We start from the raw sequence: 21,921 nt of genomic DNA on the forward strand, positions 1-21,921 counted from the left end.
CTCAGGAACTACGCATATAGGACGACATCGCGTTCTCGATGACTTCCGAAAGTTGCATGATCGCTTCCAGCCGCTCTTTGATATCGGCATGGAAAGAATCAAGCTGGTCAATCGTGGTCGACAACCCGCCAACATCGCGCATCCGACCACATTCGACCCTCCCCAGAACGCGGATCGTATCAAGGCCCAGCATCTGGCGCCGGATATCCGCGCTGGCACGGTTCAGCTCTGCGGCATAGCCGACCGCCCGCGACATTGCCGCGCGGGCATCCTCGGTACATTGCGTTTCCAGCCCGTGCAGAAGCTCTTTCTCCGCAAACCAGTCAATTTGTGGCACCGGCACGCTTTTATCAATATTCACAACCATTTCCGACATAACGCGGTTGCAACCGATCAGGAACAGAACACGCGCCACCTCGCGCGATAGCCGCTCGCACATATTGTCATGTCCGCCCACAAAGCTGGCAAGACGCTGGGAGATCACTTGCGAGCTGGCTTTGTAATTTTCAGAAATTGCCGAGACCGGCCCGCCCGAAGGCTCCATCCGCGAGGCCACAATGCGCATGTTATTGGGCACAGATTGCAACGCTTCGAAGCTGCGCAGCAGTTTCATCTGCTGCTCCGTCGCCTGTTCAAGCGCATGATTCATCTCTGCCAGAATGCGCGTCCTCCGGTCTGTCGCCCGTTTCAGACGCTCGTCCCGCTTGGCCAGTTCCTGTCCAAGCGCATAGGCGATGAAACTTGTATAGCTGGAAAACCCCTGAGATTCCGCTTCCTCGCGCAGCAAGGAGGCCGACTCTTCCGCCGTCAGCCCCTCGCGCTGTTCGCGTTCGACCAGCTGCGGATAAATCTCCTTGATTCGCTGAAACACGTCACTGGAAGGTTTCAAACGCACACTGAGATAGCCGCCATCGATCGGGAGGACAACAGCCAGAACCCAATAGTAATCGCCATTCTCGCAGCGATTCTTCACATAGGCCCCAATCGGATTCCCCTTCTGGATCGAATCCCACATAATGCAGAAAACGCCCTTGGGGACATCCTTATGCCGCACGATCTTGTGGGGGGCGTTGATAAGCTTGTCCCACGAGAAACCGGCGACGCGCTGAAACACATCATTCCCAGCCTGAATGACGCCGCGCTTGTCCGTACGGGAATAGAAGAGCTCATCAAAACCGAACGGAGCCTCACTTTCGTGAGTCGTCGAGAAACCGGTTTGCGCGTTCATAAACAAAAGCCTCTTTGCCTGGATCTGACCCAGTCATACAGGCAACGCGGTTACAGTTTGGTTTACAGGCCTAAACCTTGCGGCCTTCAAGCTTCATTTACCATAAAGCGAGGAGAAAATTCCTATTTACAAAATCTTAGCCCTCACACGCCAGTCTTGGAGCACCCAGAGACGGAGCGCCACAATGCAAAGCGATTCGAATATCGATCTATATACTGAACAAAATTCGGACAGCCCGCTCTCTTTCGCCATTGCGCAGCGCGACAAGAACACGATTGCGATGGTCGAAAGAGCAGTCGAGCGCCATGATGTCGTTCTGGCCTTCCAGCCCGTTGTGCAAACCTCCCGTCCCGATCAGGTTGCGTTTTACGAAGGGCTTATCCGCGTTCTCGACGAACGTGGTCGAGTGATACCTGCAAAAGATTTCATCGAAACCGTCGAAGATACATCGCTCGGGCGTAAACTCGATTGTCTCGCCCTTGAGGCCGGGCTGCAGGCTCTGCGCGAAAACGAGGCTCTGCGCCTTTCGGTCAACATGTCCGCGCGGTCAATCGGATATCCCAACTGGATGAAAACGCTGAATAAAGGCCTTGCGGTTGACGAAACAATTGCCGAACGGCTTATTCTGGAAATTACCGAAAGTTCTGCAATGCAGATGCCCGAACTCGTCACGGTCTTCATGCAAGATCTACAGGCCAGAGGCGTCGCCTTTGCTCTGGATGATTTCGGCGCGGGGTATACTTCTTTCCGCTATTTACGGGAATTCTACTTTGACATCCTGAAAATTGACGGCCAGTTCATCAAAGGAATTTCCGAGAACTCGGACAATCAGGTGCTGACCGAAGCACTGATGTCTGTTGCACGGCATTTCGAAATGTTCACCGTCGCAGAGGCCGTTGAAAACTGTGATGATGCCGCATTTTTGACCTCTTTGGGCATTGATTGCATGCAAGGTTACTATTTCGGTGCGCCGACAATTATGCCACCTTGGAAAACACCACCCGCTGGCCGGATGCGTGCATAAAGAGTTTGATACTTCCCTGTGTAAATCTAAGATTGTTTTTGACAAAGCATCTCGGTCTTTGCCTGCACGGCTGACCGAGTCGCGGTCGCTTGCAAATCCAAAAAGCAATAAAATTTCAAAATACACCGCACTCCTTTACGATTAGCACTTGACCTCCTGCCTTGAGTCGCCATCCTGCGGTTCAAGCGCGGCCCTATGGCTGCTTCTTAGGAGGATTACATTATGACCAATGTCGTCATTGTTTCAGCGGCACGTACTGCCGTCGGTAGCTTCAACGGGTCTTTCGCCAATGTTCCCGCACATGACTTGGGAAAGTCAGTCCTTGAGGCCGTGGTTGAACGCGCAGGCATCGAAAAAGCCGATGTATCGGAAACCATTCTGGGACAAGTCCTGACAGCGGGACAGGGTCAGAACCCGGCACGTCAAGCGCATATCAACGCTGGGCTGCCCATTGAATCAGCCGCTTGGAGCATCAACCAAGTCTGCGGCTCGGGTCTGCGCACAGTTGCGCTGGCGGCACAGCACATCATGCTGGGCGACGCTTCCATTGTTATCGCAGGCGGTCAGGAAAACATGTCGATGTCTCCCCATGTCGCGCATCTTCGCGCTGGCACCAAAATGGGCGACATGAAAATGATCGACTCGATGATCAAAGACGGTCTTTGGGACGCGTTCAACGGATACCACATGGGGCAAACGGCCGAAAACGTGGCGTCCCAATGGGAAATCTCCCGCGAGATGCAGGATGAATTCGCGCTGGCATCGCAACAAAAAGCCGAGGCCGCGCAAAAAGCCGGACGCTTTGCAGATGAAATCGTGCCGTTCACGATCTCGACTCGCAAAGGCGACATCATCGTCGATTCTGACGAATATATCCGTCATGGGGCGACCATCGAAAGCATGCAGAAATTGCGCCCCGCATTCATGCGTGAGGGGGGAACCGTCACCGCAGGCAACGCATCCGGCATCAATGACGGGGCAGCGGCTGTTTTGCTGATGACCGAGGAAGAAGCCGCGAAACGCGGCCTGACCCCGATGGCGCGAATCGCCTCTTATGCGACGGCGGGTCTTGATCCGTCGATCATGGGCTGTGGCCCGATCCCCTCGTCGCGCAAAGCGCTGGAAAAAGCAGGCTGGTCGCCAGCGGATCTGGATCTGATCGAAGCGAACGAAGCCTTTGCGGCGCAAGCTTGTGCGGTCAACAAGGATATGGGCTGGGATACGTCCAAGGTTAACGTGAATGGCGGCGCCATCGCAATCGGTCACCCGATCGGGGCCAGCGGCGCGCGCATTCTGAACACGCTTCTGTTCGAAATGAAGCGCCGCGAAGCCAAAAAAGGCCTCGCCACGCTGTGTATTGGTGGTGGCATGGGTGTTGCAATGTGCATCGAGGGGCTCTGAGCCTCTCGACCAAAGCACAAAAGAAACAAAAGTTAAGACGCATTAGGGTTCGATGAAACAGGACCCAGGAGGAAGAGAATGTCCAGAGTTGCACTCGTCACCGGCGGTTCGCGCGGAATTGGCGCAGCCATCGCAAAGGCCCTTAAAGCCGCAGGCTATAAGGTTGCCGCCAACTATGCAGGTAACGACGAGGCCGCCGCGAAGTTCACGGAAGAGACCGGTATCCCGACCTATAAATGGTCGGTTGCCGATTACGATGCCTGCGCCGCAGGGATCGCCAAAGTCGAGGCGGACCTTGGCCCCGTGGAAGTGCTGGTCAACAATGCCGGTATCACGCGCGATGCACCGTTCCATAAAATGACGAAAGATCAGTGGGATCAGGTCATTGGCACCAATCTGACGGGCATCTTCAACATGACCCATCCGCTCTGGCCGGGGCTGCGCGAACGTAAATTCGGTCGCGTGATCAACATCTCGTCGATCAACGGTCAGAAGGGGCAATTCGGTCAGGCCAACTATTCGGCAGCGAAAGCAGGCGATATCGGCTTTACCAAGGCGCTTGCGCAAGAGGGCGCGCGCAACAACATCACCGTCAACGTGATCTGCCCGGGCTATGTTGCGACCGAAATGGTTATGGCCGTGCCGGAGAAAGTGCGCGAAGCCATTATCAGCACGATCCCCGTCGGTCGCTTGGGGGAGCCGGAGGATATCGCGCGTGCGGTGGTCTTCCTTGCGTCGGATGACGCGGGCTTCATTACCGGCTCGACCCTGTCGGCCAATGGTGGCCAGTATCTTTCGTAAGGCGTATCTTGCGTAAGGCGTTCTGGCCGGCGAAGATATGACGCGATCCGAAAAAAGGCCCGCATCTGCGGGCCTTTCCTTTTTGACCTCCCTAGATCACCCGTCCGTTCTCGACAGGCAGACACAGGGGGAGCGGTCCGGCAAAGACGTTCTGCCGATCGCTATCATTTTATTCCAGATACGTTTCTACGTATCTTTCAGGATATGTTCCGGACTAGGGAGCGCGGTGCTGGCCAGCTTCTTCGGATGAAGACCGCGCAACCTTGCTAAAGGTGCTGCGCTGAGGCCCTAAAGGGCCACAACAGTGAGGTCACGCCTGCTCGAGACGCGCGATCTCCTGCTTGATCTGCAGTTTCTGCTTCTTCATCTGGGCAATTTCGAGCCCAGGGAAGCCAGGATTTCGCGTCGCGCGCTCAACCTCGGCGGACAGAGCCTGGTGCTTCTTGCGGAGTTCGGTGATATGCGAACTAAGCGACATGGGCAGTCTCCTCTCTGTATGAGCCCTTACAGTTCAGCACGTTTTTTCGTTTCTGTCACGAATTTGTCGCGCTCTCAGGGTCACGCTCAGATTGGCCGGCGAATTATTGCAAAAATGTTAAAGTCAGATCGGCAAGTTTTGCCCAAAACGCAGTATAGACTGCGCAACTTCGCTCAAGTCCTCGGCATCCCCTGCGTGATATGCGCGTGCATGCAGAACCAAGGGCGCCAGAAGGCGAAGCGGCGTCTTTGCACCTTTTCGTGAGCTAACAATCACCCGCCCCGCATCGCGCCCCTGACGCGCTGCAATCGGCAAAATCCGAATCGCTCCGGCCCGCCCGTGCAGCGCAAAAAGGATATCATCCAGACGGTCGGCATTCTGGATCAGCACCAAATGGCCCGAGGGCTTCAGCCGCTTCACCCCTTGGCGCACCCATTCCGCCAGAGGAGTGTCTTCGCGCTGCGCGGTCTCGCGCCCCGCATCCCGCGCCGCCGTTCCGTTCTGCGGCGCAAAATAGGGCGGGTTGGCGATGACATGGTCAAAGCTCATCTGCCGCAGCGCAGCGGGCATCTGCGCCAGATCGCCCTCATGCACCGTCAGCGCCAGCCCGTTGGCCTGCGCATTGCGTCGCGCCAGATCGGCATAGGCGGGCTGCACCTCCAGCCCGTGCAGCGCCACCCCCTCGACCCGCCGCCCCAGACAGAGGCTGGCCACCCCTGCCCCGCAGCCCAGTTCCAGCACGCTTTCGCCCGCCCGCGCCCCGCAGGCCGCCGCCAGCAGCACGGGGTCCATCGCCGCACGATAACCGTGGCGCGGCTGATAGATGCGCAAAGCGCCCCCGATAAAATCGTCACAGGTCAGGTCTTCGGCGGCAAACATCACTCCGGCCCGATCTCGTTATCGTCCAGCACCCTCCGCGCCCGCGCCAGATCCCCGTCCGTGACCATAAGACGACGCGGCAAAATCCCTATGCTGCCTTCGAGCACGCTCATATGGACGTCCATTTCAAAGCTGTTTATACCCTCGCCGGTAAGAAGGGCTTTGGCGAAGGCCAATTTCACGGGATTTGTCGTGCGCAGAAGCTCTTTCATTCATCCTCATTAGCCTCAGGCCCTTGGCCTGTCGAGATGGGGAGAGCGGGAAGGACAAGGAACATGAGCCTCGACGACAAGGCAGTAAAACCGCATGACCGGCTTGCGCAGGCTCTGGCCGGCGACATGGAGGCGGTGAACACCCTGATCCGCGAGAAAATGGCGTCGAAACATGCGCCGCGCATTCCGGAAGTCACCGCGCATCTGGTCGAGGCCGGCGGCAAGCGTCTGCGCCCGATGCTGACCTTGGCCGCCGCGCGCATCTGTGGCTATAACGGCCCCTATCACGTGCATCTGGCGGCGACCGTCGAATTTATCCACACCGCAACGCTGCTGCATGACGATGTGGTCGATGAAAGCGCGCAGCGCCGTGGCCGCCCGACCGCGAACCTGCTGTGGGACAATAAATCCAGCGTTCTGGTGGGCGATTACCTTTTCGCCCGCGCCTTCCAGCTGATGACCGAGCCCGACAATATGCGCGTGCTGGGCATCCTGTCGAACGCCTCTGCGGTGATTGCCGAAGGCGAGGTGCTCCAGCTGACCGCCGCGCAGGATCTCTCGACCACCGAGGATACCTATCTGCAAGTGATCCGCGGCAAGACGGCGGCGCTGTTTTCGGCAGCAACCCAAGTGGGCGGCGTTCTGGCCGAGGCTGACGAGACCGCCGAGAAGGCGCTGTTCGATTATGGCGATGCGTTGGGGATTGCCTTCCAGATGGTCGATGACCTGCTGGATTACGGCGGGGTGACCGATGTCATCGGCAAGAATACCGGCGATGATTTCCGCGAGCGCAAGCTGACCCTGCCCGTCATCAAAGCGGTGGCCGCCGCAGACCAGACCGAGCGCGCCTTCTGGAGCCGCGTCATCGAGAAGGGCGACCAGCAGGACAGCGATCTGGAACAGGCGATGGCGCTGATGGCGAAACATGGCACGCTGGCGGCGACCCGCGATGCGGCGATCCTCTGGGCGGATCAGGCGCGCGCGGCGCTGAGCGCCCTGCCCGCGCATCCGCTGCGCGACATGCTGGACGATCTGGCCGATTACGTAGTGGCCCGCGTGCGCTAAGGCACGACGATCAGGACAACATCTGCGCCGGCTGGACCCACCAGCCGGCGTTTTTCTGTGCCAATCGGCGCGCCGCAGCTTCTGCCGCCTGCTGCGTGGCAAAGACGCCCCAGCAGGTGCTGCCCGAGCCGGAAAGATTTTGCATCAGACATCCGTCCTGATCGGCAAGCGCCTGCAGGATCTGGGTAATTTCAGGCAGATAGACGGCTGACGCCGGATCGGTCAGCACATCGGCAAAGTCATTGCCATATGCGGCAAGCCAAAGCGCGAATGCCGCGTGTCCCATCCCCAGAGGCACAGTTAATGCCACATCGGACGGTGCAGGGGCCTTACGCCCCAAAGCCTGAAACATCGCGCCTGTGGGGGTTTCGACCCTCGGATTGACCAGAACAAGCCAACATTCCGGCAGTACGGGAGCCGCGCTCAGCACCTCGCCAATGCCCCGCATGATCTGCGGCTGGGGTGCCTGCATACAGACCGGCACATCGGCCCCAAGCGCAACCGCGCATTCGGGGGCAATCGCGGGCACATCCCAAAGCCGCGCCAGAAGACGCAAGGCGACCGCCGCATCCGAAGAGCCGCCGCCAATCCCGCCACCATGCGGCAGGGTCTTGGTCAGCCGGATCCGTGCGCCCTGCGTCGTGCCAGTTTCGCGCTGTAGCAGATGCGCGGCCTTCAGGACCAGATTGCGCGCATCCACCGGCACCCCTTCGGCAAAGGGGCCATCGACCTGCAAGTCCAAGCTGTCATGCACCTCAACCGTCAGCCGGTCCCCGAAGCCTGCAAAGACCACAAGGCTTTCAAGCGTGTGATAGCCATCTGCCCGTCGCCCCGTCACCGCAAGCGACAGGTTGACCTTTGCAGGCGCTATATCCGAGAGGCTCATTGAACCGGCTGCGCCTTGAGCGGCGGTGCGCCCTCTTCCTTCAGCACGGCATCAAGGCCGACCTCCAGCTTGCGCTTGACGCGATCCATATCGACATCTTCCCCCGGCCCGAAAGCAATCGCGCGCTTCCATTGGAACTGCGCCTCGCGCTTGCGGCCCACAGCCCAGTAGGCATCGCCCAGATGGTCATTGACCAGCGGATCGACGGATTCCAGCGTGATCGCTTTCTCCATCTCTTTCACCGCCTCGCCATAGCGCCCCAGACGGAACAACGCCCAGCCCAGACTGTCGATAATATAGCCCGAATCCGGCGATGCCTTGACCGCCTGCCGGATCATCTTCAGCGCCTCGTCAAGGTTCTCGCCCTTTTCCACATAGGAATAGCCAAGATAGTTCAGCACCGAAGGCTGGCCCGGGTTCAGCTCCAGTGCCTTGCGGAATTCTCCTTCGGCGCGATCCCATTTATCGGACCGCTCATCGGCAATACCGGCGGCATAATACACGAACCAGTCCCGCGGCTGCGGCGATTGCAGACGCGACAGCGCCTGCTGATAGGCATCGGCGGCCTCGGCGAAGCGCTGTTCACGGCGCAGCATGTCCCCCAGAGACACCCAGACGCCCGGCAATTCGGGATCGTCCTTGGCCACGCCCTGCACGACCTTGATCGCCTCATCGGCGCGATCCGCGCGCATCATGGTCTCGGCCTTGCCCAGCTCTGCCGCATAATAGACCGTGCTATCGGCGGGCACTTCATTATAGGTCGCGATAGCAAGATCATGCTGGTCTTGCTGATCCAGAATAGAAGCGGCCAACAAGGTTGCATCGACATTTTTAGGATTGAGCCATTGGGCGATGCGGGCATGGACAAGCGGAATCGTATCGGAGACATCTCCGCCCGCCAGCGCCGCCCCCACCGAATAATACAGCTCGCCCACACCTTCGCGCGCCGTGTTGGCCACATCGAAGGGCACGGTTTCCCCTGCCTCCAGACGTTTGCGCAACTGTGCAAGCTGCGGATCGAGCGACTCCCCGAACACGTCCTTGAGAAGCGCGACCGCATCGGCATCGCGATCAAGGTTGGACAGCACTTCGACATGGGCCATCACACCACGCCGCGTGGCATGGATCGCGTCCGCCGCCCCGCCCGAGAGAATTTTCTCGGCACTCTCGAAATCCCCAACCTGCGCCATCGCAAGTGCTTTGTGATAATCGGCAAAGCCCTGCAGCCCCGGCATCTTGGCCACCTGATCGAAGGCTTTGAACGCATCGCTCATATTGCCTTGGCCGACATAGACCCATGCGCGGTAAAGCTGCGTGAAAAGCGGGCCGATATTTTCCGTCCCGTTGACCAGCTTCATCGCTTCGTCATATTTGCCCTCGCCCACGGCACTGGCCAGACGGACAAGAAAGACAGGCTGGCTATCGGCGGCCTGCGCGTCGCTGGCGGCGATCTGTTCGGCAATGGCCGCCGCCTTGTCGTAATTGCCAAGGACGATCTGCGCCGTCATGGCCGATTCCGCCACGCCCATATCCACGACGCCTGCCTGAAGAAGCTGGCCGTAATAAGCCGTCGCCTGCTGGTAATCATGATCACCCGTCGCAGCGCGCGCCGCCAGATACGCCCCTGCGGGCTGCGCGGAAACCATTGGCGCCTGGACTGCGGCGAATGAAAGGGCCAACGCGCAAACCGGCGTCAATCGAAACGGCATGGATATGTCCTCTCTGATGTCTAGGCGACCCTAGCGATAGCGCATGCCGGAGGCAATGCAGGCTGAGGGCCGCCCGAGCTATGGCTACGGAAAAACACGCTTTCTTGACCGCGTGGGGCCTTTCTGGCGCGGCGTCGCGGTCAGACCAGCAGGCGTTTTCCGTCGTGACCACGGATTTTCGCCGTCAGGATCGTGCCTTCGGGCTGGTCTGTGTCGAAATGCACCTCGGTGAAGGTCTCGGTGCGGCCTGCCTGCGGCCCTTCGGTCAGGATCACCAGCTCGCGCCCCACCTGCGCCTGTAGATGCCCCTCTAGCGCACGGTCTCCGGCCTCGCGCAGACGGCGGGCACGGTCCTTGATGGCCTTGCCATTCACCGCAGGCATACGCGCGGCAGGCGTGCCCTTGCGCGCCGAATAGGGGAAGACATGCAGGAAGGTCAGCCCGCACTCATCCACCAGTTTCAGCGAGTTCTGGAACATCTCTTCGGTCTCGGTCGGGAAACCCGCAATGATATCGGCCCCAAAGACGATCCCGGGCCGCAGCTTGCGCGCCTCTTCGCAGAACGCGATGGCATCATCGCGCAGGTGGCGCCGCTTCATCCGCTTGAGCACCATGTCATCGCCCGCCTGCAAGGACAGGTGAAGATGCGGCATCAGGCGCGGCTCGGTCGCGATGGCCAGCATCAGGTTTTCATCGGCCTCGATGGAATCAATCGAGGAAATCCGCAGGCGCGGCAGATCCGGCACCAGCTTGAGGATACGCATCACCAGATCCCCCAAGCGCGGCTCGCCCGGCAGATCCGCCCCCCAAGAGGTCAGATCGACGCCGGTCAGCACCACCTCGTTGAAGCCACGGTCGCGCAGACGCTTGATCTGCTCGACCACCACCCCCGCCGGAACCGAGCGCGAATTGCCACGGCCATAGGGGATGATGCAGAAGGTGCAGCGGTGGTCACAGCCGTTCTGCACCTGCACATAGGCGCGGTGGCGGCCAAAACCGTCAATCAGATGGCCTGCGGTCTCTTTGACCGACATGATGTCATCCACCTGAACCTTCTCGGTCTCGCCAATCAGATTGGGGACGCGCATCTGCGCCCAGGTCTCGGGCAGCATCTTCTCGTGGTTGCCGATCACCTTGGTGACCTCGGCCATGCCCGCAAAAGTCTCGGGTTCGGTCTGCGCGGCGCAGCCGGTCACGATGATCGGCGCATCGGGGTTCTCGCGGGCCAATCGGCGGATCTCCTGCTTGGCCTTGCGCACGGCCTCTGCCGTCACCGCGCAGGTATTCACCACAACAGCCCCCTCGACGCCAGCGGCGGCGGCGAGTTCCTTCATCGCCTCGCTTTCATAAGCGTTCAGACGGCAACCAAGCGTGGCAAAGACAGGCGGTTTCATAGGGCACCCAGAAAATCAGAGGTCAGTTCCGCGCGGAACACAAAGGCCGTGGGGCCGGTCATCCAGACGCCATCCTCGCGCCAGTCGATCTCAAGCCGACCGCCGTCCACATCCACCGTCACCCGCCGCCCCGTGAGGCCGCGCAGATGCGCCGCCACGGCGGTCGCGCAGGTGCCAGAGCCACAAGCCAGCGTCACGCCCGCGCCACGCTCCCACACCCGCATGCGCAGATGATCGGGGGCCGTGACAGAGGCAAACTCGACATTGGTGCGCTCGGGGAAGGACGGGTGATGCTCGATCTCGGCGCCCCAGCTTTCCAGCGCGACCTTCTCGGCATCCTCGACAAAGAAGATGCAATGCGGGTTGCCCATGCCCACGGCCACCGGATCACCATCGATTCCCGTCGCCTTTGGATCGCCCGTAAAGGGAATCATACGCGCCTCCAGAATCGGCGCCCCCATATTGACCGAGACCATCCCATTCGCGGCGCGCTTCGCCTCAAGCTGGCCACGATCGGTGGTGAAGCGCACATGGTCCTTGCCAAGCTGACCCATCATCCAGTCCGAGACACAGCGCGAGGCATTGCCACACGCCCCCGAAAGCGAGCCATCCGAATTGTAGAATTTCAGATGGAAATCGGCCTCTTGCGAGGGGCCGATCAAAGCGAGCTGATCGAAACCGACACCACGGTGCCGGTCTGCCAAGGCCTCGGCCAAAGCAGGTGTCACCGGATCGACCCCGTCACGGGCGTCAATCACGACGAAATCGTTTCCAAGGCCATGCATTTTCATGAAGGCCAATCCAGACAGGGGTAAAGACGCGTTTTTCATGAGCGCGATATACGCCCCCCGAAAACTTTTTTCCAGAGATCTCATTTTTTTTGAATTTCGCTGTTGACGCCCCCCGCACAGAGCCGTAGAAGGCGCCCACACCAGCAGGGAAGCACACAGCGAACCGGTTGGAAACGAAAGAAAGTGGGCCGTTAGCTCAGTTGGTAGAGCAACTGACTTTTAATCAGTGGGTCGCAGGTTCGAATCCTGCACGGCTCACCACTTTCCATAAAATATCCTTTCCATTTCATGGGTTGCGGGTATTTGCGACGAACCTATCAGAGCGGTTCGTCATGTTTGTAATTCCATTGGTGCGCGAAGTCAGCTTATCAAACGCTGAATCAGCCAACCCTTCGCGTTCTGCCGCAGCTGTATAGTGCTGCACAAGAGCTAAGGTCTTGTGGCCTGTTACGACTGCGATCTGATTTGTGGTCGCCCCGGCCTCTGCAAGTCTTCGCGCGCAGGCCTTCCGAAGGCCATGCGAAGAGCACGCTGGCAAATTTGCCTCCCGTGTCCAACGCTGCATGAGATTCCCGAGGCCCGCTGGTGTGCGCGCAGCACCCTGTCTCGTAGAAATATAAGGGCGATCGGAAGGCAGCTTGGCCAGAACCTCAACAAGGTCCGGATGAAGGGGAATTGAGATGAGACGCCCATTCGTCTTTTTCGTCTTCTGACGACGATACTGAAACCGCCCCTCCTCGATGTTCCACGGCCCAAACCGCACAGCGTCAACGCGGGCCGCCCCAGTGTACACCATCAGCGTCATCACCTTGTGCGCCTCAGTGCCCTCAGGATGCGTCTGGATGAATTTTGCGATCTCCATCTCGGTCCAGGTGTGGAAGCCCTCCGTAGCGACCTTGTAGGGCTTCGTAGCGCGCGCTGGATTGTCCGCTCGCCATTCCAAGGCGATCGCATAGTCTAGAAGCTGGATTAGCCTCTTGCGAAGCTTATTGGCCGCTGCAGGCGTCGGCCACGGCAGTATCTTCCTCGGCCTTCTTTCGGGCACGGCTTTCCAGCCTTCGTGCCTCCGCCTCTGCGGTAACCAACCTGGCCACCGCCGCCTCCCGATCGCGGCGGGCCGCCTCGATCAACTCGTTGCTTTCGGTCAATGCACTCTGCCGCTTCGACTCTGCCTCTGCGTCCAGGATGGCGGCTTGTTCCAGCTACTCCGCTAGACGGACGGTGATCTCCTCCTCCGTGGCTGAGAGCTCTTCCTCATGGATGGCCAGGGCCGAGACGCGATCTTCCATCTCTCGCAGCAGCAGCGCATCCTGCTCCGCAGCCGCCTTGCGCGCGCCATTCTGCACGGGAAAGCCTCTCCCGCTTCGGACCCAGCCGAGTATCCAAGGCGGCGGTACCGCCTATTTGCAGTAGTATGTGGCCGACACATCCCCCCCCCTCGACGCCAAGCGCAAATCGCGGGAACTGCTGTCTTGTAACTGCAATGCGCTTGGTATACATCGGCATACTAAAGGCTTGTGGCGACTCGGCGGGTGTTTGGCGGCCGGCGTGCAAGCGTGAAACGATAGCGACATCTAGGGACCGTCATGAGCTTGTACACAGACTACCTAACCGAGATCGAAACCCGTAAGGGCGAAGGCCTGCACCCCAAGCCCATCGATGATGGCGCGCTGGTGGCAGAGCTGATCGAGCAGATCAAAGACGAAGGCAACGCCTATCGCGAGGATTCGCTGAAGTTCTTCATCTACAACACCCTGCCGGGCACGACTTCGGCGGCGGGCGTGAAGGCGAAGTTCCTGAAGGAAATCATTCTGGGCGAGGCCGTTGTTGCCGAGATCACCCCCGATTTCGCTTTCGAACTGCTGTCGCATATGAAGGGCGGCCCGTCGATGGAAGTGCTGCTGGATCTCGCGCTTGGCGAGGATGCAGCGATTGCCGCCAAAGCGGGCGAAGTCCTGAAAACGCAGGTCTTCCTGTATGATGCCGATATGGCGCGTCTGGCCGATGCCTATAAGGCGGGCAATACCGTCGCCAAGGATGTGCTGGAAAGCTATGCCAAGGCCGAATTCTTCACCAAGCTTCCCGATGTGGAAGACGAGGTGAAACTGGTCACCTATATCGCCGCCGAAGGCGATATCTCGACCGACCTTCTGTCGCCGGGCAATCAGGCGCACTCGCGCTCGGACCGCGAGCTGCACGGCAAATGCATGATCTCGGAAGAGGCCCAGAAAGAAATCGAGGCGCTGAAAGCCCAGCACCCCGACAAGCGCGTCATGCTGATCGCGGAAAAAGGCACCATGGGTGTGGGCTCCTCGCGTATGTCGGGCGTCAATAACGTGGCGCTCTGGACCGGCAAGCCGACCTCGCCCTATGTTCCCTTCGTGAACTATGCGCCGGTTGTTGCGGGCACCAACGGCATCTCGCCGATCTTCCTGACCACCGTTGGCGTGACCGGCGGGATCGGTCTGGACCTGAAAAACTGGGTCAAGAAGGTCGATGCCGATGGCAAGCCGGTTCTGAATGAAGAAGGCAACCCCGTTCTGGAACAGAAGTATTCTGTCGCCACCGGCACCGTGCTGAAAATCGACACCAAAGCGAAGAAGCTGCTGAGCGAAGACGGTCAGGTTCTGGCGGATGTCGCCTCGGCCTTCACGCCGTCGAAGGTCGAATTCATGAAGGCAGGCAGCTCTTATGCTGTGGTCTTCGGGAAGAAACTGCAAACGTTCGCGGCGGAAACGCTGGGCGTTGAGGCAGCGCCGGTCTTCGCGCCTTCGAAAGAGGTCTCGATCGAGGGTCAGGGCCTGACGGCTGTGGAAAAAATCTTCAATGCCAATGCCGTGGGTGTGGAAAAGGGCAAGACCCTGCATGCCGGTTCGGACGTGCGCGTGAAGGTCAATATCGTTGGCTCGCAAGACACCACCGGCCTGATGACCGCGCAAGAGCTGGAATCCATGGCCGCGACCGTGATCTCGCCCACCGTGGATGGCGCCTATCAGTCGGGCTGCCACACCGCCTCGGTCTGGGACAAGAAAGCGCAAGCCAATATTCCGAAGCTCATGTCCTTCATGAACAACTTCGGCGTTGTCACCGCGCGTGACCCCAAAGGCGAATACCACGCCATGACCGACGTTATCCACAAGGTGCTGAACGACATCACCGTCAGCGACTGGGATATCATCGTCGGCGGCGACAGCCACACCCGTATGTCCAAAGGCGTGGCCTTCGGTGCGGACTCGGGCACCGTTGCTCTGGCACTGGCCACCGGTGAAGCCACCATGCCGATCCCTGAATCGGTCAAGGTGACCTTCAAGGGCCAGATGAAGGACTATATGGACTTCCGCGATGTGGTTCACGCGACCCAAGCGCAGATGCTCCAGCAATTCGGCGATAACGTCTTCCAAGGCCGCATCATCGAAGTGCATATCGGCACCCTTCTGGCCGACCAAGCCTTCACCTTCACCGACTGGACCGCAGAGATGAAGGCGAAAGCCTCGATCTGTATCTCGAATGATGACGTGCTGATCGGGTCGCTGGAACTGGCGAAATCGCGTATCCAGGTGATGATCGACAAGGGCATGGATAACGAAGCCAAGACCCTGCAAGGCCTGATCGACAAAGCCGACAAGCGGATCGCCGAGATCAAATCGGGCGAGAAGCCCGCGCTGAAACCCGATGCCAATGCGAAATATTTCGCAGAGGTCGTCGTGGATCTGGACCTGATCGACGAGCCGATGATCGCGGACCCCGATGTGAATAACGCCGATGTCTCGCGTCGCTACACCCATGACACCATCCGCCCCGTGTCTTACTACGGCGGCGACAAGAAGGTGGATCTGGGCTTTGTCGGCTCCTGCATGGTGCACAAAGGCGACATGAAGATCGTGGCCCAGATGCTGAAGAACCTCGAGAAAGAGGCCGGCAAGGTCGAATTCAAAGCGCCTCTGGTTGTGGCTGCACCGACCTATAACATCATCGACGAGCTGAAAGCCGAAGGTGACTGGGACATCCTGCAGAAATACTCGGGCTTCGAGTTCGACGATCTCTTCCCGAAATCGCAGGCGCGCAAAGAGTACGAGAACATCATGTATCTCGAGCGCCCCGGCTGTAACCTCTGCATGGGCAACCAGGAGAAAGCCGCGAAAGGTGACACCGTTCTGGCGACCTCGACCCGCCTGTTCCAAGGCCGCGTTGTGGAAGACACCGCCGAGAAGAAAGGCGAGTCGCTGCTGGCCTCGACCCCCGTCGTGGTTCTGTCGGCCATCCTTGGCCGCACCCCGAGCCTTGACGAATACAAGAAAGCCGTCGAGGGCATCGACCTGACCAAATTCGCTCCGCCGCTGGAAAAACCGGCTGATACGAAGTCGGTCCACTTCTAAGCTTTCGGCCAAGAGGCCTAGAAATACCAAAAGGGCGAGACAAAAGTCTCGCCCTTTTTTGATGCGCTACAACGGCAAGACAGCCATTCTACACGATGAGGCCGAGTGCCACCGCGAACCAAATTGCCCATGCCCTCATGGCAGTGTCCCGCGTGGGCGAGAGCTGGCGTCGGGCCTGACACGCTGGAGCGTTGAGGAGCTTTCGGCCTTTGTCTCGGGCAAAGCCGTGCAGGGGCTGGAGGACGTCGATTGGTGAAGAAGAAGTTCCTTTGGCGGCACCCCAGCGGCCGCTGGTATGTGCGCGTTCAGGGCCGCTACCATCGGATTCCGGCATCGAGGCCAGCCATTCTTGTAGGTGTTCCCTCTCGCGGAAGCCAACCTCCGAGAAGGTGGTACGCTCAAGTTTACGAAGACGGTTGGCAGAGCGGTCAATTTGGAACATCTAGTCTGCACTCCAATCGAGATCGGCGGTGGACGCGTCGATATAGGCGACACCAGCAAGTTCTTTCGCACCAAGGTAATCGTCCATGCCGACGGCCTGATCCAAAAGGTTAAGCCACTCCGGTTCCTTCCTGCTGTCGGGAGACAAGGGCGAGCTGCCTGTATCCTCAATTCTCATGGCTCCTTTGCCAGACCAGAGAGCGGAGGTCGTGATCATGGGCTTTGTGCAGAAATCGAAAAGCTCATGCCAAGGATGCATCACTTTGATCAGATCGGAAGGCTTGCGGCTGTTCACCGCTTTGACGGATTTTGCATTCGCGTATGAGCAGCCCCAGAAGCTAGGCCCTCTGAAACCAACGGCGCCTCTTCCATCGAACACAGACGAACTGGAATGATTATAGAAGACATACAGCGGGACACAGCTTGTACCCGCCATTTTTATCAGTTTGTCAGTTTGAGTTCCGGTGGGATTGTATCCGCCGTACTGCCCCTTTAGCGCCCCTGAAGAGTACAGTCGTTTTGCCTGAACTCGATACCCGACAGCACAGCCGGAGCCCCTTACAAACCACTCCCAGTCCGCACCGTTCCGCTTCTCTTGTGGCCGCGTAAACATTTTCACATGGAGCCCGAGCGGGCCGCATTCCTTGGCCAGCCTTAGCAAGAGCATTTCGGTCAGGGTTTCCTCTTGCAGGGAGAGGCCATGCTTCTTCGCGTCGTTTTGGCGGTTCCAAGCCCAACCAGCTAACGATCTTAGGTAGGGCCGCATACCTGCGCTCGGTTTTGTCATCAGATGAACTCCCGGCCCTGTTTCTCCACATCATTCGCATGCAGCTCTCTGGACGCGCGACAGGGGGGTGAAGCGCGATACAAATGATTGATGGTGGAAACGTTGGGCTGGAATATAGACTTAAGGTGTTTCATTGCGATTTAGCGACTTGTGTTGGTGGGCTTCAGTTTGTGGATCATGGATTGATCGCAAGAATGCTTGTGGATCGTGTTTTAGGCTACATGAGCCACAATGAAGTTTGTCGTGAACGGATGGCCGAAGAGATGCGCAAGGTCAAAGGCAAGATGCAGCACCCCGAGGCGTCAAAGTACGTTACTCACGGGCTGCGCAAGAACGCTACCATCGAACTCTACCGTGCAGGCTGCGACGACGAGATGGTCAAAGCGGTCACGGGGCACTCAGGTGTCGAGATGCTGAAAAAATACGGCGGGAAGGTACGTCAGCGCGAGTTGGCGACGCGGGCGCAAGAAGCCAGAAACAAGATGGAACAGAACAGGGCCGGAACGTGAAAGTTTCAACGGCTGTTTCAATTTTCAAGAAGGAGACAAGCAGGGTGACACAAGTGCTTGAAAATATTGGAGGCGAGTACCGGAATCGAACCGGTGTACACGGATTTGCAATCCGCTGCGTCACCACTCCGCCAACTCGCCAGCCATGTGGTAGTGGGGATCTAACGGATTGTGCGGCCTCGCGCAAGAGGGTGTGACGCCCAAGCAGCATTGATTTTTACTTCTTTGCGTCACGCCAAGGCTCAACTTGCCCCGAATGGCTTTCTATGCAAGTAATGCCGTAACATTCCAGACTGAAGAGTTTAGCAAAATGCAGGACTTCGAAACGCGCCGCGTGGTCATGGTGGACACTCAGGTCCGGCCGAATGATGTGACGAAATTTCCCATCATCGAGGCTATGCTGAATGTCCCGCGGGAGACCTATGTTCCTGATTCCCTGCGGGAACTTGCCTATCTGGGCGAAAATCTCGAGATCGCGCCGGACCGGGTCCTGTTGGAGCCGCGCATCTTCGCCAAGCTGCTTGACGCCCTGAACATCCGCTCGAATGACCTCGTTCTCGATCTGGGATGTGGTCTTGGCTACTCTTCGGCGATCATCGCACATCTGGCCGAAGCCGTTGTCGCGGTAGAGGAAGACCCGCTGGCAAAACAGGCCGAACTGACCCTTGGTCAAGCGGAAGTCGACAATATTGCGGTCGTGCATAATGCCCTGCCGCAGGGCGCACCGCAGCACGGGCCTTTCGACGTGATCATGATTGAAGGGGCTGTCGAAGAAGTGCCCGACACCATCCTCGAGTCGCTGAAAGAAGGCGGGCGCATCGGGACCGTTTTCATGGAAAACAATCTGGGCATCGCACGTATCGGCATCAAAACCGATGGGGTCGTCAACTGGCGCGATGCGTTCAATGCCGCAGCCCCTGTTCTGAGCGGCTTCCGGCAGGTTTCGCGCTTCAGCCTTTAATGCGACCCCGCTACGGGCGCTGAACAGGCCGTTTATAAATATAAAGACAGCCCATGCCGTCAGGCCGGGCTCATAACATGACAAAGGCATGGCGGGCACGATGTTGAAATCACTTCTTCTGGCGACAGGCATTACGGGCTTCATGGTTGCAGGATCGGTCACGGCACAGGCGGAAACGCTCGCGGATGCAATGATCTCTGCCTACAAGACCTCGAACCTCCTCGAACAAAACCGTGCCACGCTACGGGCCGCCGATGAAGGGGTAGCGCAGGCCGTCGCGGCGCTGCGCCCTGTTGTGCAATGGACCGCCAGCTATGGCTGGACCAAATCCGAAGGCGTATCGTCGCTGACGGGACGGGATGTCACCAGCGAGGGGTCCTCGGCCACGACTGCCCTGAGCGCCTCGATCACGCTGTTCGATTTCGGTCGCAACCGGTTGACGATCAGCTCGCAGAAGGAAGCGGTTCTGGCCACGCGCGAAACCCTGCGTTCGATCGAACAGCAGGTGCTTCTTGCAACAGTTCAGGCCTATTCCGACGTGAAGAGTGCGCAGGAGCAGGTTGCCATCAACCAGAACTCGGTGCGCGTGCTGCAAGAAGAGCTGAATGCCACCAATGACCGGTTCGACGTGGGCGAAGTGACCCGCACCGACGTGTCGCTGGCCGAGGCGCAGCTGGCCTCGGCACGGGCCTCGCTGGTCAGTGCGCAAGGCTCGCTCGAGACGGCCCGCGAATCCTATAAGGCCTCGACCGGCCATTATCCGGGCAAGCTTGCGCCTTTGCCGCCTGCGCCCAACCTGCCGAAATCGCGGGACGAGGCCTCCAGCACGGCACAGCGCAACCATCCCGCCATCAAATCCCTGCAGCATTCTGTCGCCATGTCGGAGATTGCGGTCAAATCGGCCAAAGCCGAGAAGCTGCCGGAAATCACCGGTTCGGTCTCGCTGTCCAATGACGAGGGCGGCTATGTCGGGCAAGCGGCGAGCATCGGCATGACCCAGACGATCTATTCCGGCGGCACGCTGGATTCGGCCTATCGTCAGGCCGTGGCCAGCCGCGACTCCTCCCGTGCCGAATTGCGTCAGGAGGCCGTTGATGTGGTGCAGGCCGTGCTGACATCCTATGCCTCGATCGACGTCTATCGCGCCCAGATCCGCGCCTATGACGAACAGATCCGTGCCGCACAGGTGGCCTATGACGGCGTCAAGGAAGAAGCCACGCTCGGGGCCCGCACCACGCTGGACGTTCTCGATGCGGAACAGGACCTTCTGGACGCGCGTGCCAACCGGATTACCGCCGAGGCCGATTTGCAGGTAGCGTATTATCAACTATTATCTAATATGGGTTTGCTAACGGTGGAAAACCTGAAGCTGGGGATCCCGACCTATGATCCGGCCGCATATTACAACGCTGTGCATAATGCGCCGCTGACCAGCATCCGGGGCGAAAAGCTTGACAAGGTCCTTCGGGCCATCGGCAAGCAGTAAAGGCGCCACCACCGTTCCGCGGGCCCGCCACCGGGCCCGCCTTAGTGTGAATGTACGGATCCGGGTGGCGCAGTTTCTATCCGGGTCGCCTGCCGGATTGGAGACATAATGGCCGAGCCCGAGAAAAAGATCGAAATCGAGGATGTTCTGTCCTCCATTCGCCGCCTTGTCGCGCAAGACCCCATTCCGCCGCGCAGTGCCCCCACGCCCGTCGCCCCCCTCACAGCGCCGGAAGAGGCGCTGCTTCTGACTCAGTCCGACCGCGTCGAAGATGAAACGCCTTCTCTTGGTGCCATTGATCCAGCCCCGCTGCCGGACGCGCCGATAGCCGAAGAGACATTTGACCATGTGTCTCCCTTCGCGTCGCCTGCACCGGATAGCGCCGAATTCGATGCGATCGAAAGCGCGGAAGAGGCTGGCTTCGCTCTGTCTTCCCATGCGACCTCTCCCGATGAGGCCAGCCTCGATCAGGATTGGGAAGCCGTGCATCATGCCGCCCCCGGCACACGCGACGCGGTGGAGCCGCAGGACATGCCGTTTGACACCACAATCGATGAAGCCACGGATGCGGCTTTGGACGTGCTGCAACTGGAGCCGCATATGCGCGCCCCCGAACCGGCAATGCCGACGATGCCCGTGACACCGGCATCGGCATCGGATCAGGGCGATTTCGAGCCTGACGAGGGCGATGCCGCCCCGCTTTCCGGTGCCTTGACGGCCTTCGGTCACCCCGAGGAAGAGGCCGCAGCCCCCCTGCCCTCGATGCATTTCGACGCGTTCGACACCGGAGAGGACGCGCCAGAACCTGCTGAGGACGCCTCCGTTGAGGATGCCCCCGTTGCCGCGCAGACGTGCCACCCCTCCTTCGCCACCGAGACGGGTGCCGAGGCCGAGACATATTCTGCCTGCATCGAAGACCATGCGGACGTGCCAGCGGCCATGCCAGAACCTGTCATGGCCCCGAGCACAGAAAGCGGCATCGATCCGGAACGTGTTCCCGACTGCGATCCGGCAGAGGAGAATCTCCACGCATCTGCTGCTGTCGAAGCCCCCCTGCCGGAAGATCCGGATCTGGCAGAGACCGCCTGGACCGCCCCTCATGACGCGGATCGGGAAGATGCAGACTGGCCTCCGGCAGAAGAGCTTCCGCCAGAGCTTGAGGCCGCCGCAGAAGCCCTGAGTGACACCATCTCCGAAACGGCGGAAATGGCCGTTCTGCACGAGGCGACCCGCCGCCTGCATCTGCACACCCCCGAGGGAGAGATCACCCCGACCGAAGAGGCCCGTCCCGTCCTGACACAGCCTGCGGGAGGTGATGCCGCGGCAGTCTTTGACGAAGAGGCCCTGCGCCAGATGGTGGGCCGCATGATCCGCGCCGAACTGCAGGGCGCGTTGGGGGAACAGATCACCCGCAAGGTCCGCCGCCTCGTCCGGCAGGAAATCAACCGTGCGCTGATTGCGCGCGAGTTTGATTGAACCGCCCGATCGCACCG

General features: G+C 59.4%; 19 protein-coding genes and 2 tRNA genes. 10 read left to right on the forward strand and 11 right to left on the reverse strand.

Going from position 1 to position 21,921, the window contains the following annotated elements; all coding sequences use genetic code 11:
* Position 1 precedes the first annotated feature (1 nt).
* Complete coding sequence (locus AC2ISB_RS12245) at positions 2-1,228, reverse strand: PAS domain-containing protein (protein WP_486575221.1); 1,227 nt, start codon at positions 1,226-1,228, stop codon at positions 2-4.
* A gap of 184 nt (positions 1,229-1,412) precedes the next feature.
* Between AC2ISB_RS12245 and AC2ISB_RS12250 the strand changes: the two genes are divergently transcribed.
* The 3 genes from AC2ISB_RS12250 (at position 1,413) to phbB (ending at position 4,454) form a co-directional block, all read left to right on the forward strand.
* Entirely contained in the window at positions 1,413-2,252 is an 840-nt protein-coding gene (locus AC2ISB_RS12250; protein WP_339108481.1) for an EAL domain-containing protein, read from the forward strand.
* Between the two features lie 222 nt (positions 2,253-2,474).
* The gene (locus AC2ISB_RS12255) at positions 2,475-3,653 is read left to right on the forward strand and encodes an acetyl-CoA C-acetyltransferase (protein ID WP_339108482.1); all 1,179 of its coding nucleotides are present in this window, start codon (positions 2,475-2,477) and stop codon (positions 3,651-3,653) included.
* Between the two features lie 78 nt (positions 3,654-3,731).
* The gene (gene phbB, locus AC2ISB_RS12260) at positions 3,732-4,454 is read left to right on the forward strand and encodes an acetoacetyl-CoA reductase (RefSeq protein WP_339108483.1); all 723 of its coding nucleotides are present in this window, start codon (positions 3,732-3,734) and stop codon (positions 4,452-4,454) included.
* 310 nt (positions 4,455-4,764) lie between these two features.
* On the opposite strand, the gene AC2ISB_RS12265 is transcribed toward phbB, so the two are convergent.
* The 3 genes from AC2ISB_RS12265 to AC2ISB_RS12275 all read right to left on the reverse strand — a co-directional run bounded on the left by AC2ISB_RS12265 (position 4,765) and on the right by AC2ISB_RS12275 (position 6,023).
* On the reverse strand, positions 4,765-4,932 hold the full coding sequence (locus AC2ISB_RS12265; RefSeq protein ID WP_339108484.1) for a YdcH family protein: 168 nt from the start codon (positions 4,930-4,932) through the stop codon (positions 4,765-4,767).
* A 123-nt stretch (positions 4,933-5,055) separates the two neighbouring features.
* Positions 5,056-5,811: a tRNA1(Val) (adenine(37)-N6)-methyltransferase gene (locus tag AC2ISB_RS12270; RefSeq protein WP_486575225.1), complete on the reverse strand. Its 756-nt coding sequence runs from the start codon at positions 5,809-5,811 to the stop codon at positions 5,056-5,058.
* Entirely contained in the window at positions 5,811-6,023 is a 213-nt protein-coding gene (locus AC2ISB_RS12275; RefSeq protein WP_339108486.1) for a putative signal transducing protein, read from the reverse strand. Before AC2ISB_RS12275 ends, AC2ISB_RS12270 begins: the two co-directional genes overlap by 1 nt.
* Before the next feature lie 63 nt (positions 6,024-6,086).
* On the opposite strand from AC2ISB_RS12275, the gene AC2ISB_RS12280 reads away from it, so the two are divergent.
* Positions 6,087-7,088: a polyprenyl synthetase family protein gene (locus AC2ISB_RS12280; protein ID WP_486575227.1), complete on the forward strand. Its 1,002-nt coding sequence runs from the start codon at positions 6,087-6,089 to the stop codon at positions 7,086-7,088.
* Positions 7,089-7,098: 10 nt separating this feature from the next.
* On the opposite strand, the gene AC2ISB_RS12285 is transcribed toward AC2ISB_RS12280, so the two are convergent.
* From AC2ISB_RS12285 to dapF, 4 genes are all read right to left on the reverse strand, one after another.
* On the reverse strand, positions 7,099-7,974 hold the full coding sequence (locus AC2ISB_RS12285) for a 4-(cytidine 5'-diphospho)-2-C-methyl-D-erythritol kinase (RefSeq protein ID WP_486575229.1): 876 nt from the start codon (positions 7,972-7,974) through the stop codon (positions 7,099-7,101).
* Complete coding sequence (locus tag AC2ISB_RS12290; RefSeq protein WP_486575231.1) at positions 7,971-9,620, reverse strand: tetratricopeptide repeat protein; 1,650 nt, start codon at positions 9,618-9,620, stop codon at positions 7,971-7,973. Before AC2ISB_RS12290 ends, AC2ISB_RS12285 begins: the two co-directional genes overlap by 4 nt.
* 203 nt (positions 9,621-9,823) lie before the next feature.
* Positions 9,824-11,077 (reverse strand): tRNA (N(6)-L-threonylcarbamoyladenosine(37)-C(2))-methylthiotransferase MtaB, encoded by a 1,254-nt coding sequence (mtaB, locus tag AC2ISB_RS12295; RefSeq protein WP_486575233.1) that lies wholly within the window; start codon positions 11,075-11,077, stop codon positions 9,824-9,826.
* Positions 11,074-11,868: a diaminopimelate epimerase gene (dapF, locus tag AC2ISB_RS12300; protein WP_486575235.1), complete on the reverse strand. Its 795-nt coding sequence runs from the start codon at positions 11,866-11,868 to the stop codon at positions 11,074-11,076. The genes mtaB and dapF overlap by 4 nt, the downstream gene beginning before the upstream one ends.
* Positions 11,869-12,053: 185 nt before the next feature.
* Between dapF and AC2ISB_RS12305 the strand changes: the two genes are divergently transcribed.
* Positions 12,054-12,129, forward strand: a tRNA-Lys gene (locus tag AC2ISB_RS12305).
* Positions 12,130-12,154: 25 nt separating this feature from the next.
* On the opposite strand, the gene AC2ISB_RS12310 is transcribed toward AC2ISB_RS12305, so the two are convergent.
* Positions 12,155-12,730 carry a tyrosine-type recombinase/integrase gene (locus AC2ISB_RS12310; RefSeq protein ID WP_486575237.1) on the reverse strand — a complete coding sequence of 192 codons (576 nt, stop codon included), beginning with the start codon at positions 12,728-12,730 and terminating at the stop codon, positions 12,155-12,157.
* A gap of 724 nt (positions 12,731-13,454) precedes the next feature.
* On the opposite strand from AC2ISB_RS12310, the gene AC2ISB_RS12315 reads away from it, so the two are divergent.
* Entirely contained in the window at positions 13,455-16,244 is a 2,790-nt protein-coding gene (locus AC2ISB_RS12315) for a bifunctional aconitate hydratase 2/2-methylisocitrate dehydratase (protein ID WP_339108493.1), read from the forward strand.
* 442 nt (positions 16,245-16,686) lie between these two features.
* Here the strand turns inward: AC2ISB_RS12315 and AC2ISB_RS12320 are convergent, their stop codons facing one another.
* Complete coding sequence (locus AC2ISB_RS12320) at positions 16,687-17,472, reverse strand: DUF6615 family protein (RefSeq protein ID WP_486575240.1); 786 nt, start codon at positions 17,470-17,472, stop codon at positions 16,687-16,689.
* An 83-nt stretch (positions 17,473-17,555) separates the two neighbouring features.
* Between AC2ISB_RS12320 and AC2ISB_RS12325 the strand changes: the two genes are divergently transcribed.
* Positions 17,556-17,981, forward strand: coding sequence for a tyrosine-type recombinase/integrase (locus AC2ISB_RS12325; RefSeq protein WP_486575241.1), 426 nt, complete (start codon positions 17,556-17,558; stop codon positions 17,979-17,981).
* 67 nt (positions 17,982-18,048) lie between these two features.
* Here AC2ISB_RS12325 and AC2ISB_RS12330 read toward each other — a convergent pair.
* Positions 18,049-18,122 (reverse strand) — tRNA-Cys (locus AC2ISB_RS12330).
* Between the two features lie 169 nt (positions 18,123-18,291).
* On the opposite strand from AC2ISB_RS12330, the gene AC2ISB_RS12335 reads away from it, so the two are divergent.
* From AC2ISB_RS12335 to AC2ISB_RS12345, 3 genes are all read left to right on the forward strand, one after another.
* Entirely contained in the window at positions 18,292-18,942 is a 651-nt protein-coding gene (locus tag AC2ISB_RS12335) for a protein-L-isoaspartate O-methyltransferase family protein (RefSeq protein WP_339108495.1), read from the forward strand.
* Positions 18,943-19,042: 100 nt separating this feature from the next.
* Complete coding sequence (locus tag AC2ISB_RS12340) at positions 19,043-20,428, forward strand: TolC family outer membrane protein (protein ID WP_406721467.1); 1,386 nt, start codon at positions 19,043-19,045, stop codon at positions 20,426-20,428.
* Between the two features lie 108 nt (positions 20,429-20,536).
* A complete protein-coding gene (locus AC2ISB_RS12345) occupies positions 20,537-21,904 on the forward strand; it encodes a hypothetical protein (RefSeq protein WP_486575244.1) in 1,368 nt (455 codons plus the stop codon).
* Positions 21,905-21,921 lie beyond the last annotated feature (17 nt).

This window comes from Thioclava sp. NS-SX20, assembly GCF_057380695.1.